The sequence below is a fragment of the Flavimarina sp. Hel_I_48 genome (genome assembly GCF_000733945.1).
Lineage (GTDB): Bacteria > Bacteroidota > Bacteroidia > Flavobacteriales > Flavobacteriaceae > Leeuwenhoekiella.
The window spans coordinates 865,798-880,690 of record NZ_JPOL01000002.1 but is presented as its reverse complement, the minus strand read 5'-3'; the positions used below and the strand labels follow the sequence as shown (position 1 = coordinate 880,690).

The window sequence follows — 14,893 nt, the reverse complement described above, 5'->3', positions numbered from 1 at the left end:
CGTTATGAAAAATTTTTATTTTAAAATAATGAGCACTTTTCTTTTTGTATTTCTCCTTATGGGTTGCGCAGAATCAGACCCAATGGAATTTCAAGTGGAGAAACCATTTAGTATAGCATTTCAAGAAGAACTCAACAGTCTTGAAACCTTAAAAAACTATGTAAAAGATGCTAGCTTTAAACTAGGGGCTGGGACAAGTATGGATTCCTATAATTCTAAAGGTTCCATGTTTGGGCTCGCTAATTCAAATTTTCAAGAGCTAACTGCGGGATATGGAATGAAACACGGCGCTGTTGTACAGGCTGATGGTAGTTTGAACCTTGAAGCTGTTGAGACCTTTATGGAAAATACACAAGCGGAAGGATTGACGGTTTATGGTCATACACTTGTATGGCACGCAAATCAAAACGCTGAGTTCTTAAACAGTACCATAGCACCAGTAGTGATTCCATCTGAAACCGGGTCTGCCTGGGACCCCATTACCATGATAGATTTTGAAACTGAAGGTGGCACTGGTTATCAAAGTAACGGTCCCAATGCAGTACTATCTTTTACTGCAGATGGTGAAGGTGCTAATGGGGAAGGCAAGGCATTAATTGTTACCAATAGTGAAGTACGCCTGAATGAGTGGGAATCTCAAATTTTTGTAACCTTTGATAAAGTTACCGAAGTAGGTCAAGAATATAAACTGGAAATGGATATTCGCGCGGATAGCGAAGCTGCTATTAATACCCAGGCGCAGACTGCTCCCGGTGGCTATAAACACTATAATTTTTTCGGAACGTTAAGCGCTACCCCAGAATGGAAAAGCGTCGCTGTTGAAATTACAATAGATGATAATACATCAGGCTGCAATACCATAGCCTTCAATTTAGGAAGTACGGCAACTAACTATTATTTCGATAATATCATCGTAAGTTGGTTTAATGAGTCCGGAGGGGAAATCACAGTAGAAAAAACTCCCGAAGAAAAAAGGGATACATTGACATATCAATTGGACAAATGGATTTCAGGGATTATGGATATTTCAAAAGCAAATGTACACGCATGGGACGTAGTAAATGAACCCATGGATGACGGGAATCCATACGGTCTTAAAACTGGAATAAATAAAGATGATATTGCCTCTGATGAATTTTATTGGCAAGATTACCTTGGGAAAGATTATGGTGTTGACGCCTTTAAAATGGCTGCAATGTATGGTAATAGCGACGATCTTTTATTTATTAACGATTATAATCTAGAATATAATTTAGATAAATGTAGGGGTCTTATCGAGTATGTAAAATACATTGAAGAAAACGGAGCACGTGTAGACGGTATCGGGACACAAATGCACATTGACGTTAATTCAGATAAATCCAATATTACAAAAATGCTAAATCTTCTGGCTGCTACGGGTAAAATTATTAAGATTTCTGAACTGGATATAGGCGTGGGGGTACAAACATCTGATGCTAATGAGGAACTTTACAATGCACAAGCTGAAATGTACAAATTTGTCTTTGACCAGTATTTTGAGATCATACCTAAAGATCGACAATATGGGATAACGATTTGGAGCCCTTTAGATAGTCCTGATAATTCTTCATGGCGCGCTGGTGAACCTATAGGATTGTGGACACAAGGTTTTACGCGTAAACGGGCTTACCAAGGTGTAGTGAATGGACTGGAGACAGCAAATACAAACTAGAAATATTCACATTTTGTAACCACACAGATTGAAAAGAAACAAAGAATTTTTATTAGCAGACCTAATCAGTCCACTATGTAATGTCCGGGGTAAGTTAAGGAATAGTAAAGTGGAACTTTATCCGAATTTGTTTTTCAGTAATCAGTTTGAATTAAGCTTCAAGAAGGGACCCAACCAACTATATAAATAGAAAATTAATGAAATCTTTATTATATATAATCGTAATTACTGTTGGTCTGCTAGATGTTAGTCAACATACTTTCAAAAATTTAATCAAGGAGCAAAATCAGAATGCTGAAGGCCTTTCTGATGCCTTGAGTGGGAAATTTTTAGTGGGAGCGGCACTAAATAAGAATCAGATTGAAGGTAAAATACCCGGTGATATTAATGTCGTAAAAGCCAATTTTAATGCTATTGTGGCAGAAAATTGTATGAAAAGTGGCAATCTTGTGCCTACTCAGGGCAATTATGATTTTACAGTTGCAGATAAATTTGTAGCGTTTGGGGAGGAAAACAATATGGTTGTTCATGGGCATACCTTAATATGGCATTCCCAGACGCCAAAATGGTTTTTCAAAGACAGTCTGGGACAGGAAGTTACACGAGAGGAGCTCATCAGTAGGATGGAAAACCATATCAATACCGTAGTCAAGAGATATAAAGGGAGAATTAAAACGTGGGATGTGGTAAATGAAGCTGTCCTTGATGATGGTTCCTTAAGACAAAGTGAATTTTATAAAATCATTGGTGAAGACTTTATCAAATTAGCCTTTGAATTTGCCCATAAGGCCGACCCCGAAGCAGAACTTTATTATAATGACTACTCTACATCCAACTCTAAAAAAAGAGCTGGTATCGTGCGAATGCTTCAAGATTTAAAAGATAGCGGGACACCTGTAGATGGAATGGGAATGCAGGGGCATATAGATTTAAAAAATCCTAAAATTGAAGAATTTGAAAAAAGCATTATTGCATTTTCAGATCTGGGTCTAAAAGTCGCTATAACGGAATTCGATATTACTGTATTACCTTCTCCCTGGGAAAACCAAGGTGCCGAAGTAAGTACGAATTTTAAGTATCAGGACAAAATGAATCCTTATGCCAAAGGTTTGCCAGATACTGTAGCTGCAAAATTCAATGAGCGATGCCTAGACTATTTTAAACTTTTTTTAAAGCACCAGGATAAAATTGACAAAGTAACAATGTGGGGGGTAAACGATGGTAATTCCTGGAAGAACAATTGGCCTATCAGAGGCCGTACAGATTATCCATTGATTTTTGACCGTAACAATAACCCAAAAGCGGTAATTGACTCAATAATTCAAATTGCAAGGTGAAATTAATATTTTATAAAATTTCATCTTACCATCCATATTTTTTACACTCTTAATTAAAGAGTGATGCCCCAAACGCGTAATAGTTCAATAAATTATATCTTCTTGAATACTTTCAACATAATGACCTAACATTATTATTTTTTTATAATTCAGATTACTAGATTGATTACATTGGATATAATTAAACTTTTATATCTGATAACTGAGGCTTTAACAAGTATTTTAAATTTCATTTTTTTTCAAAATGGATATTAAATATTTTGTGGTTGAACAATTATACTCAACATAAATTATAGAAAATAGGGAAATATAATTGAGGATATTTTCAGATATTGATAACGCTTTAAAATCGTATTATAAAGGAAGTGCTGATTATGTATCTCGCTTGGAATCATGTTCAGGTAAATTATCGATATGATATTTTTTTGGGGATATGCCATAAAGATTCTTGAAGTTTGTTGAGAAAGTGGACATGTTAGAATACCCCACGGCATAGGCCACCTCAGCAATACTTATTTGTTTTGATGATAATAATTTGGCTGCTTGCTTAAGCCTAATATTTCTAATTAAATCACTCGCTGACTGGTTCGTCAATTCTTTAAGTTTTCTATATAAATGCACTCGGCTTATGCCCACCGTTGATGCAATGGTTTCTACATTTAAATCGGGATTATTGAAGTTTTCATTAATGCATGCCATTATTTTTTCCAGTAGGATTTCATCAGAAGATTTGAGCGTTACGTGTTTGACTTTATCTTCTTGCAATTGACTGCCATCATAATTGTTTTTTAATAGTTTTCTGTTATCTATTAAATTGATGGCTGTCCTCTTGAGGATTTTAATATCAAATGGTTTGGGAATGTAGGCGTCTGCACCAAGATTCAAACTTTCAAGATAATTATCCTTACTAGTTTTCGCAGTAAGCAAAATTATTGGGGTATGATTGATATTGATGTTCTTCTTAATTTTACGGCACAATTGCATGCCATCCATGACAGGCATCATAATGTCACTTATAATAAGATCTGGTTGCTGTTTTAAAGCGAGATCAAGCGCTTCTTTACCATCTTTTGCAACGATGACATTAAATATGGTTGATAGATCCTTTTCTAAAAAATTTCTTAGTTCACTATCATCATCTACAATTAAGACCTTCTGGCTGGCGTAATTGGATTCCCTTTCGCTATGAAGTTCAACTTGCTCTTCCTTCTTTGGTTTGTCAATTTCATCATTTACGTAAGGCTCATCAGCATTTGTCTGTATTTTGTCAAGATTTAAATGCGCTGAATTTAAAGGAATGCAGATGACAAACCTGCTTCCTTCATTATTTTTGTTATTTTCAGCATATATTGTGCCCTTATGCAATTCTGCAATAGAGCGGGTGAGGTGCAAACCTATACCTGTTCCTTGTAGGTGGTGCGCAGAGGATTTATTCTGATAAAATCGGTCAAAAACCAGGTCTTCCATTCCTTTTTCTAAGCCAATACCATCGTCGACAACCTCTATTTGAAAATAAGACTCGTCAGACTCTGATTTTTCAGCATTGGTAAGGGTGAGAATAAGTTCTACTTTACCTCCTTTTTCCACAAATTTCATTGCATTGGCGAGCAGGTTTTGAATAATTTTATCAAAGTAGTTGGGATCAATCCAAACAAATAAAATAGGCATCTTATGCTTAAAGTCAAACTGAATTTTCTTGGCATCTATTTGATCTTCAAAAAGCAAGCAGATATTTTGAATATATGCGATCAACTCGATTTTTTCAAATTTGAGGTCCAGATGGCCATCGTCTATTTTACGAATATCGAGTAGCTGATTGGTAAGTTGTAAAATACGGTCTGTATTCCTGAAAATTGTTTTGTAAGATTTTTGATGGGCCGCGCTATGATCTTCTTTTATAAGTTTTTTTAATGGATTGAATATAAGGGTTAAGGGAGTTCTAATATCATGGGATATATTGGTTAAAAATTGGAGTTTGGCTTCATTGATCTGTTTGGATTTTGACAGTTCCCTAAGTTCATTTCTTCTTTTTTGTCTTTGCCTCAACTCATAAACCAATAGGAAAGTAAAAAGTAAGAATATAAGAAAATAGGCAATTAATGCGGTTGTAGTTAAGTACCATAGTGGATGGATTATTACGGTGAATTGTTTTATTTCGGAGTATTTTTCATAGTCTTTAGCCCTTAATTTAAAGTTATAGGTATTTGCCTTCAGGTTTTCAAAAGCTAGAGTATTGACACCTTGTGGCAGATTTATCCAGGAGCTGTTATTTAAGGAATAAGAATAGGAGACGCGCTTTGGATTGCCATACTCTAAAGAAGAAAGTTCCACACTAAATGAATTATCCTTATACGATAATTGAATAGTATCTGCATCAACTATGGCCTTATCAGCTATATTGAAACTTCCAGATTTTGAGCCTTTAAGAATAGGTTTGTTCTGCAAATAGATATCGGTTATTAATATTTCAGGAATTCTTACCTTATCTACAATTTCAGAGGGATCGAAATACGTTATACCATTCATTCCGCCAAAAAACAATTGTTCTTCTTTATACAAATACGATGCATTTTTGCTGAACTCATTTCCCTGCAGGCCATCGTTAAAGTAATAGTTTAGGAAGTTTTGTCTATCAAGATTAAATTCTGATATGCCGTGATTTGTGCTTATCCATAAATTATTGTTTTTGTCTTCTTCAATAGAACAGATAGTGTTGCTGGGCAAACCATCATCAATGGTATATCTTTTTAATTCTTTCATTTGATCATTAATGGTTACAAGCCCATTTGCACTTCCAGCCCATAAAACACCGTCATCATCCTTGTGTAATGTATATATAATCTGACCATGAAATTTATTGATACCATCTGGAAAAGTATCAAACCTTTTATCCTTAAGATTAAAACGACTTATGCCATCATAACTGGCAATATATAAGCTATTTATAGATTCATCGATCAGAAGGTCATTGATCCATTTATTATTAAAAAACGCAGGGCCTTTCGGTTGGTCTGCGATTGAAACATTAAAAGCTTCAATAGAATTATCAGCTAGATTTAATCGGAACAAACCAGACCCCAATGATCCCAACCACAGCATTTTGTTATCATCTTCAACAATACTGTATATATTTCTAACAGGATTTGAATCCTCATCAGTTAGACTATCTATAAATTCTGGCTTTAATGTCTTACGATCTATTTTCATGAGACCATTTAAATAAGTCCCTATCCATAAATCCTTGTTACTATCTTCAAAAATAGTAACAACGGTATTGAATTTTTTGCTCAAATAATTTTGATCCTTATAATGATTTAGAACTTCATTAGATGGGGAAATGCTATAAAGCCCATCACCATCTGTACCTACCCACAGAATACCTTCAGAATCTTTAAGTACTGCCATCACACAATTCGATCCAATCATATCAAGGGAATTGGAGCGATAACCGATGTAATTGAAATCATTGATTTTGTTTGGGACAAAGGTCACCCCCTTCTGGTAAAGACCTAACCATATATTTTTGTTCTTATCTTCTTCAATAGCATGAACTTTTGATTTTGAGAAATCGAAGGTGGATGCGGTAATTTGATTTGGCTCGAGTTCGGATATTCGAGGATCAAATTTAAATAGCCCATCACCATCTGTCCCAACGAGTAAATCTTTGTTGGAGTCTAAAAACAGCGAATGAATGGCAATACCTTTTGTATTTGGTATACGTGTAAAAGAGCTTTCTTTAGCATTAAATTTAAAAAGGCCCTGATTGTAGCTACCTACATATAGGTTGCCCACAGCATCTTCCCCCATAACCGAAACAGAAGCCCTGATATTAGAATCGTTAAAATAAGTAGAAACCTTACCGCTTTTTTCGTTTAAACAAAACAAGCCATTTTGCGGTGATAAAAACCATAAATTATTTGAACTATCCTCAAAAATCTGATCTATAAAGGCAGTTGGTATCAAGTTAAGTAAACTTTCACTAAATATTCCTTCATCATTTTCCCTTAAAATAAAAATACCTTGTCCCGAAGTGCCTATTAAAATATCCCCATTTTGCCTTTGAATGATACTTCTGACGTGTGCATCATAGGCATCATTTTCACCAAGTGAAAGTGAAATCTGTTTAAAGCTATCTGTACCACGGTTGTAAATTTGCAAACCGTTAAAAAAACCGAAGTAAAGGTTCTTATCGCTATCCTCAAAAATGGTTTTTACGTAGTTGTTTAAAATAGAGGTGCTATCTTTTTTATCATGTTTATAGTTGATAAATTTTGCACCGTCATATCTATTAAGACCATCTTCCGTTGCAATCCAGATAAAGCCCTTATGATCTGGATGAATATCGTTTATAAGACTGCTAGACAGCTCAGAATCAGCCGAGAAAATCCTTCCATTCTGAGAATAGATTTTTGGGCATAAACATAGGAGCAATACAATTATAAGTCTCTTCAAAAGAATGGGTTATTGGAATTATAAATATGTATAGGGGGGATAAAAAATTACAGGGCTCAATAAAACTGAGCCAATAGTGTCCTTTTATATTTAGCTACAGAATTTTACTGATAGTGAGTCAACTTAAAGATAATGAATTTTAACATAGATAGTGTTACTCCTTTATCCTATTGTGCGCTGTAGCTTTTTTCACTTTTGTATAAAAATAAGATAAAAGTTGAATAAATTTAGTATATTTAATTTTATTTAAGTGTTTATATTACATTTCATAAGTTCTACATGATTAATTGCAGGGAATTTTAAAAATTACTTAAATAAAACACTCAATATGAGTAATTTGAAGATTTGGCATTTTATTTTTTTTGAAGTTCCCCAAACGAATATTTTCATTAGGTATAGTAGTAAAAATATTTTTTGGCCTACGAATACAAGCGATAATGTTACTATAATCTCTATAATCAATAAAGGTTTTTGTTGTTCTTCTCAATCGTTTTAGCAACGGGCTAGAAAAGTGAATTTTAAAATTGTTAAGAAGATATTCCTTAGAAGACGAGTGTTTTTAGATATTATAATGTTTAAATGCTAAGCGATTGTATCAGTTTTTATAAAATGAATTCATGAAAGTAAGTAAGATCAATCTTCAAAGTTGGAATTTTTTTAATCCCGGGTTTTTCGGGTTGCCGGTACTGCTATTATTCTTGCCGTATTGCAGTAGTTACAGTCAGCAAAATACCCAATTAAAACTCTGGTACGATGAGCCTGCGACTACTTGGGTAGAAGCCCTTCCTTTAGGAAATGGACGCTTGGGTGCAATGGTTTATGGTGATCCCAGGGAAGAAATAATTCAACTCAACGAGAATACCGTCTGGGCAGGATCTCCTAACAGAAATGATAATCCTTTGGCTAGGGCGCATCTTAGGGAAGTGCAGCAGCTTTTATTCGAGAGCAAAAGTACAGAGGCTCAGGAATTGATTAATGAAAATTTCATAAGCAAAACTTCTCAAGGGTCTCCTTATCAGTCTTTGGGCAATATTAAATTATCATTTCCGGATAATGAAAAGTATAGTAATTATTACAGGGAATTAGATCTTGAAAACGCCGTTACCAGGTCACGGTTTAGTGTAGGAAATGTAGGCTATCAAACGCAGGTTTTTGTTTCATATCCTGATCAGGTTATTGTAGTACAAATGACGGTTGACAAGCCAGGTGCCTTAAACTTTACTGCTTCTATGGATTCTCAAAACGGTGCTGTTGTATCTGTTTCTGAAAATGATGAAATAAAATCCCATGGCAAAACAAGCGACTTTGAGGGCATTCCTGGTGAAGTGGAATTTCAAACAATTGCCAAGGTGAAGGTTGACGGGGGAAAAATCCAAAAGGAGAAAAATACGTTACAAATACATAATGCAACTCGCGCAACATTATATATTTCTATAGCTTCCAACTTTAATAATTATAAGGATTTGAGCCTAGATGAAAGTGAAAAAGCAGCAGGTTATCTTGATGCTTTAAATGGTGATAAAATTGAGGACCTATATCGCAAGCATTGTGAAGATCATAAGACCTATTTCAATAGAGTGGCGTTCAATTTAGGTACGAGTGAGGCATCAAATTTACCAACGGATGAAAGAATAAAAAATTTCAAGACGGGTAATGACCCAGCATTGGTCGCTCTTTACTTCCAGTTTGGCCGCTATCTTTTAATATCATCTTCGCGGCCAGGATCACAACCTGCCAACTTGCAAGGTATCTGGAATGATCAGTTAACGCCACCCTGGGATAGTAAATATACCGTAAACATTAATACGGAAATGAATTACTGGCCTTCGGAAATTACAAATTTAAGTGAGTTTAATGAGCCGCTGATCAGTATGTTGAAAGACCTGTCCCAAGCAGGTAAAAAAACTGCAAAAGATATGTACGGTGCTGATGGATGGATGATGCACCACAATACAGATATATGGAGAATAACAGGAGCTATAGATGGGTCTTACTGGGGTATGTGGCCTATGGGTGGAGCGTGGTTGACCCAGCATTTATTCGATAAATACGATTTTTCTGGAGATAAGGAATTTTTAAAATCCGTTTACCCCATAGCTAAAGAAGCTTCAAAATTCTATTTGGATTTTATGATACATGAGCCTGACCAGAACTGGTTGGTAGTATCTCCTTCGATTTCCCCTGAACATGCACCTACGATTCATCCTGAATCCTCTCTTACCTACGGTACCACGATGGACAACCAGCTAATCTTCGATTTGTTTTCAAAAACTGCTTATGCTGCCCAATTATTGAATGATGATGATGTTTTTATAACTCAATTGAAACAGAAACTAAATCAACTACCTCCTATGCAAATTGGCAGTTGGGGCCAATTACAGGAATGGATTAAAGATTGGGACGATCAGAATTCAAAACACCGGCACGTTTCTCATCTTTATGGCCTTTATCCTTCTAATCAGATATCTCCCTACCGCAATCCAGGATTGTTTCAGGCGGCAAGAACATCTTTAATAGCAAGAGGGGACGAATCTACCGGTTGGTCTATGGGCTGGAAAGTAAATTTATGGGCCAGGCTACTCGATGGAAACCACGCACTCAAATTGATTAAAGATCAACTGAGCCCTTCTAACGGACAGGGCTTTAGTGAGCAGGGAGGTACATATCCCAACCTGTTTGATGCACACCCGCCATTTCAAATTGACGGCAATTTTGGATGTACCGCGGGGATCGCAGAAATGCTTATGCAAAGTCACGATGGTGCTATTCATTTGCTTCCGGCACTTCCTACTGATTGGGAAAAAGGGAGTATATCGGGACTTAGGGCACGTGGAGGTTTTGAGGTGAGCTTAGAATGGCAGGAAAATCAAGCTCAAATTAATATCAATTCAAATTTGGGCGGAAATTGCAGAATACGTTCCTATTGGCCAATGCAGGGGGAGGGGTTGATGAAAGCGGAAGGTGTAAATAAAAATGAATTTTATAGTGTTCCCGAAATTAAACTGCCGCTTATATCTGAAGGTGCCCATTTAAAAATTGATGCGGTACAAGAAGTATATGAATATGATTTACAAACCTCACCCGGGGGCAAGTATAATCTTACAATACTCAAAAATTCATAATCCAATTACAAGCAAAAAAACTATTTAATACCTGTATAAATAAAGGAACTCATATGCATAAAATTTTACTATTTACACTATTTCAAGTATTGATCTGTCTCACTATCAATGTGTATGCTCAGGATTGTGACGTTTCAGTAAAGGATGACCGCGGAAAAATGAAACCGTGGACGGAAGGTGCTGCCAATTCAAAAGCTTATAGAAATCTTTTTCTGGAGGCTGGTTATTCCCAGGAAGCGATAGATGAAAAATTAGAAAAGGCCTGGTACGATCTTTTTGAAGGTCCAGACCGTGTTTACTTTGAGGTCGAGGATTCTTTAGCGTATGTATCAGATTTAAAAAACAAGGACGCACGCACAGAAGGTTTGTCCTATGGATTGATGGTAGCGGTGCAGCTTGATAAAAAAGAAGTCTTTGATAGGTTATGGAGGTGGACGGTAAAATATATGCAACATCAGGAAGGGCCCAGTTCGGGTTATTTTGCCTGGAGCGTAGACCCTAAAACCGGAATCAAAAATTCTGATGGATCTGCCTCTGATGGGGAATTGTATTTTATAACCTCCTTACTTTTTGCTTCAAACCGCTGGGGCAATAAAACAAACATCAATTATTACGCAGAAGCGCGGAGGATTTTGGACGCGATGTGGCGTAAAAATGGAACGGAAGGGGTCAAAAATGTTTTAAATACAGAACATGTGCAAATTACCTTCGTACCCCATGAGGGTGGTTATGATTGGACAGATCCTTCATACCACGTACCTGCTTTTTTTGAGATCTGGTCTGCTTATGCAAAGGATGGCCATGAGAAATTTTACCAGGCCGCTGCAGATACTGCACGTGCGTTCCTGCATCGCACAACGCATCCTAAAACAGCACTTACCCCAGATTATGCTGAATTTAGCGGTGAACCTCATAGCCGTGGAAAAATGGGAGATGCATTTAGATACGATTCCTGGCGCGTTCCTATGAATATTGCTATGGATTATAGCTGGTACGCAAAAGATAGGCAGTGGCAACAGAAGTATGCAAACCGTATTCAGGATTTTTTCTTTTGTGAGGGACTTAAAACATATGTAGATCAATATAACATTGATGGTAGTACACCAAGTTGGATACTTTCTGCAGGAGGGTATGAAAAACTACGACATTCCCTTGGTCTGGTTTCTACCCTTGGTTCAGCGTCATTGATGGCAACACATCCTAAGGGGTGGAAATTTGTGGATGAGGTCTGGAATGCAAAATTGGAACCATATGATGATGGTTATTTTGACCCTTATTTTGATGGGTTTTTATATTTATTCAGCTTGATGCATCTGAGCGGTAACTATCAAATAATCACACCTGAAAATTGATTTGCAACTATTCTACATTCAGGATACTTAAGCAGCTAATCCAATTCTGATTTTAAACTTTTAAATATGATTAAAAAATACATCGTTATCTTATTCTTAATTTGGTCTGGTATGGGGTTTGCCCAGGATCCTGATTTTCATATCTACCTGGCGTTCGGTCAATCTAATATGGAAGGTGCTGCCAAAATAGAACCTCAGGATACTATGAATCTTAATGAGCGATTTAAAGTTCTGGAAGCAGTTGACTGTCCTGAGTTGGGCCGCGAAAAAGGTAAGTGGTATACGGCAAAAGCTCCATTATGTCGATGTAAAACCGGACTTACACCCACAGATTACTTCGGAAGGGAAATGATTAAGAACCTTCCCGAAAATGTAAAGGTTGGAGTAATCAATGTAGCTGTTGGAGGCTGTAAAATTGAACTCTTTGATCAGGACAATTTTCAGTCTTATGTTGAGACTGCCCCAGAGTGGCTTCAGAATATGGTGAAAGAGTATGACGGGAATCCTTATGCACGACTCGTGGAAATGGCTAAAATTGCCCAGAAAGATGGGGTAATTAAGGGGATTTTAATGCATCAGGGAGAATCCAACACCGGAGATGAAGAATGGCCGAATAAAGTAAAAGGCGTTTATGATGACCTGATCAAAGACTTAAATCTTGATCCTAAAAAGGTTCCGCTTCTTGCTGGTGAAATGGTGAGTGAAGAACAAGGTGGTGCCTGCGCCAGCATGAATGAAATTATTGCAAGGTTGCCAGGAGTAATTCCCAATGCGCATGTGATCTCCTCTAAAGGTTGCACTGCCGTGAGTGATCATTTGCATTTTACTTCGGAAGGTTACCGAAAGCTTGGTAGACGCTATGCACAACAAATGTTGCAGTTACAGGGAGTTGAGATCTTAGAAAGACAGGCACCGGAAGGCTTTGATACTGAACAAGAAGATATTCCGCATGGTAAAATAGACAGCATAAGTTATAAATCCAAAACCGTTGGGACTACCAGAAAAGCATTGGTTTATACCCCACCTAAATATTCTAAAACTAAGAAATATCCTGTTTTATATCTATTACACGGTATTGGTGGTGATGAAAAAGAATGGCTTCGGGGTGGTAAACCACAGGTTATTTTGGATAATTTACATGCTGAAGGAAAAATTGAACCTATGATCGTTGTCATGCCTAATGGTAGGGCAATGAAAGATGATCGCGCTGTCGGTAATATCTTTGACAGCACTAAAGTCGAAGCTTTTGCTAATTTTGAAGGTGATTTGCTTAATGACCTTGTTCCCTTTGTAGAAAAGAATTATCCGGTAATGAAAAATAGGGAAAATAGAGCAATCGCCGGACTTTCCATGGGCGGAGGACAAACCCTTAATTTCGGACTTGGTAATCTGGATACTTTTTCATGGGTGGGTGCATTCTCGGCAGCGCCAAATACCAAAACGCCTCAGGAATTGGTTCCCAGTCCTGAGAAAGCGAAAAACAGCCTTAACCTATTATGGATTTCCTGCGGGGATGAAGATGGTTTGTTGCCCTATAGTCAGCGAACTCATGAATACCTGGCTAAAAACAAGGTGCCCCATATTTATTATGTGGAACCTGGGGTGCATGATTTTAAAGTCTGGAAAAATGGGCTTTATATGTTCTCTAAAATGTTGTTTAAACCGGTAGATAAAACGGTATTCAACGACTATAGCATTTTGGGAAGTACAGTCGCTACGAATGTTGGAAAATCAAAATTCCCACAGATTTTACCCAACGGAAAAGCCATGTTTCAATTAAAGGCCCCTGATGCCAGCGATGTAAAACTTGATCTGGGAAGGAAATATGAAATGGAGCATGACGGAGATGGGATGTGGCGTGTTACTACAGATTCGATCAGCGAGGGTTTTCACTATTATTCTATAATTGTAGATGGCGTTGCTATCGCTGATCCCAACAGCGAAACCTTTTATGGAATGGGGAGAATGGCCAGTGGCATTGAAGTGCCTTTTAAAGGCGACGATTATTATGCCCTTAAAGATGTGCCGCATGGCGATATCATTATGGAGCAATATTTTTCCCCGGTGTTGAACAGTTGGAGGAAATTCTTTGTGTACACCCCGCCTGGATATGAAAAGAACACAGATGAAAAATACCCTGCTTTGTATATCTATCATGGTGGTGGTGAAGATGAACGTGGATGGGCTCAACAGGGAAAAACCAATTTAATCCTGGATAACCTAATTGCTGAAGGTAAAGCCAAACCCATGTTGGTAATCATGCCAGATGGGAATATGCCTGTTTCGGCTTTTGATGAAAATGGACTGAAAATGTTCGAAAACGAACTCATAAAAGGGATTATTCCTCAGGTAGAGAAGGAATACAGGGTAATTAAAAATCCGAAAAGCCGTGCACTTGCAGGATTATCAATGGGTGGGATTCAAACACTTTACGCAGGAGTTCAGAACACCGATCTCTTTTCATCCCTGGGCGTGTTCAGTTCGGGATGGATAGGAAAAGACAATGAGATTGCCGATGGTCAGTATGAATTTATGACAAAAAATTCCGCTAAAATCAATAAAAATCTTGATAATTTCTGGATTTCAATGGGTGGGGAAAGGGATATAGCCTATGAAAATGGAAAAAGGATGATCTCAAGATTTGATGATATGGGGATCAGGTACACGTATAGTGAATATCCGGGAGGTCACGCCTGGCCAGTATGGAGACACGATCTTTATAAGTTTGCCCCTTTATTATTTACCAACTAATACTATAACTATCGGTTGGTAAATTCATAGCTATGCTTAAGAAGCAAAACATCGATTATATCTTTTACGAATCACCCAAAACCCAGCATGAATGGTTAACCTGGAGAAGATGTTTAAAACAATATACACAACTCCTATTTAAATAACATATAAAACTACAATCACCTATTTCAGAACCAAGTAATA

General features: G+C 37.1%; 6 protein-coding genes. 5 read left to right on the top strand and 1 reads right to left on the bottom strand.

Features of this window, described 5'->3' with window-relative positions; genetic code table 11:
* The first annotated feature begins 4 nt into the window (after nucleotides 1–4).
* Complete coding sequence (locus P162_RS04055; RefSeq protein ID WP_051907770.1) at nucleotides 5–1,693, top strand: endo-1,4-beta-xylanase; 1,689 nt, start codon at nucleotides 5–7, stop codon at nucleotides 1,691–1,693.
* A gap of 197 nt (nucleotides 1,694–1,890) precedes the next feature.
* Nucleotides 1,891–3,030, top strand: coding sequence for an endo-1,4-beta-xylanase (locus P162_RS04050; RefSeq protein ID WP_035916828.1), 1,140 nt, complete (start codon nucleotides 1,891–1,893; stop codon nucleotides 3,028–3,030).
* A 372-nt stretch (nucleotides 3,031–3,402) separates the two neighbouring features.
* On the opposite strand, the gene P162_RS04045 is transcribed toward P162_RS04050, so the two are convergent.
* Complete coding sequence (locus P162_RS04045; protein WP_164076206.1) at nucleotides 3,403–7,482, bottom strand: two-component regulator propeller domain-containing protein; 4,080 nt, start codon at nucleotides 7,480–7,482, stop codon at nucleotides 3,403–3,405.
* 617 nt (nucleotides 7,483–8,099) lie between these two features.
* Between P162_RS04045 and P162_RS04040 the strand changes: the two genes are divergently transcribed.
* The 3 genes from P162_RS04040 (at nucleotide 8,100) to P162_RS04030 (ending at nucleotide 14,707) form a co-directional block, all read left to right on the top strand.
* Nucleotides 8,100–10,604 carry a glycosyl hydrolase family 95 catalytic domain-containing protein gene (locus P162_RS04040; protein WP_051907768.1) on the top strand — a complete coding sequence of 835 codons (2,505 nt, stop codon included), beginning with the start codon at nucleotides 8,100–8,102 and terminating at the stop codon, nucleotides 10,602–10,604.
* A gap of 53 nt (nucleotides 10,605–10,657) precedes the next feature.
* Nucleotides 10,658–11,956 (top strand): glycosyl hydrolase family 8, encoded by a 1,299-nt coding sequence (locus tag P162_RS04035; protein ID WP_035916826.1) that lies wholly within the window; start codon nucleotides 10,658–10,660, stop codon nucleotides 11,954–11,956.
* Nucleotides 11,957–12,022: 66 nt separating this feature from the next.
* Nucleotides 12,023–14,707: an alpha/beta hydrolase-fold protein gene (locus P162_RS04030; RefSeq protein WP_081868373.1), complete on the top strand. Its 2,685-nt coding sequence runs from the start codon at nucleotides 12,023–12,025 to the stop codon at nucleotides 14,705–14,707.
* Nucleotides 14,708–14,893: the final 186 nt, after the last annotated feature.

Bases quoted from the DNA above. Each gene is read 5' to 3' on its own strand.
- P162_RS04055 (WP_051907770.1), top strand. From the start codon at position 5: ATGAAAAATTTTTATTTTAAAATAATGAGCACTTTTCTTTTTGTATTT.
- P162_RS04050 (WP_035916828.1), top strand. From the start codon at position 1,891: ATGAAATCTTTATTATATATAATCGTAATTACTGTTGGTCTGCTAGAT.
- P162_RS04040 (WP_051907768.1), top strand. From the start codon at position 8,100: ATGAAAGTAAGTAAGATCAATCTTCAAAGTTGGAATTTTTTTAATCCC.
- P162_RS04035 (WP_035916826.1), top strand. From the start codon at position 10,658: ATGCATAAAATTTTACTATTTACACTATTTCAAGTATTGATCTGTCTC.
- P162_RS04030 (WP_081868373.1), top strand. From the start codon at position 12,023: ATGATTAAAAAATACATCGTTATCTTATTCTTAATTTGGTCTGGTATG.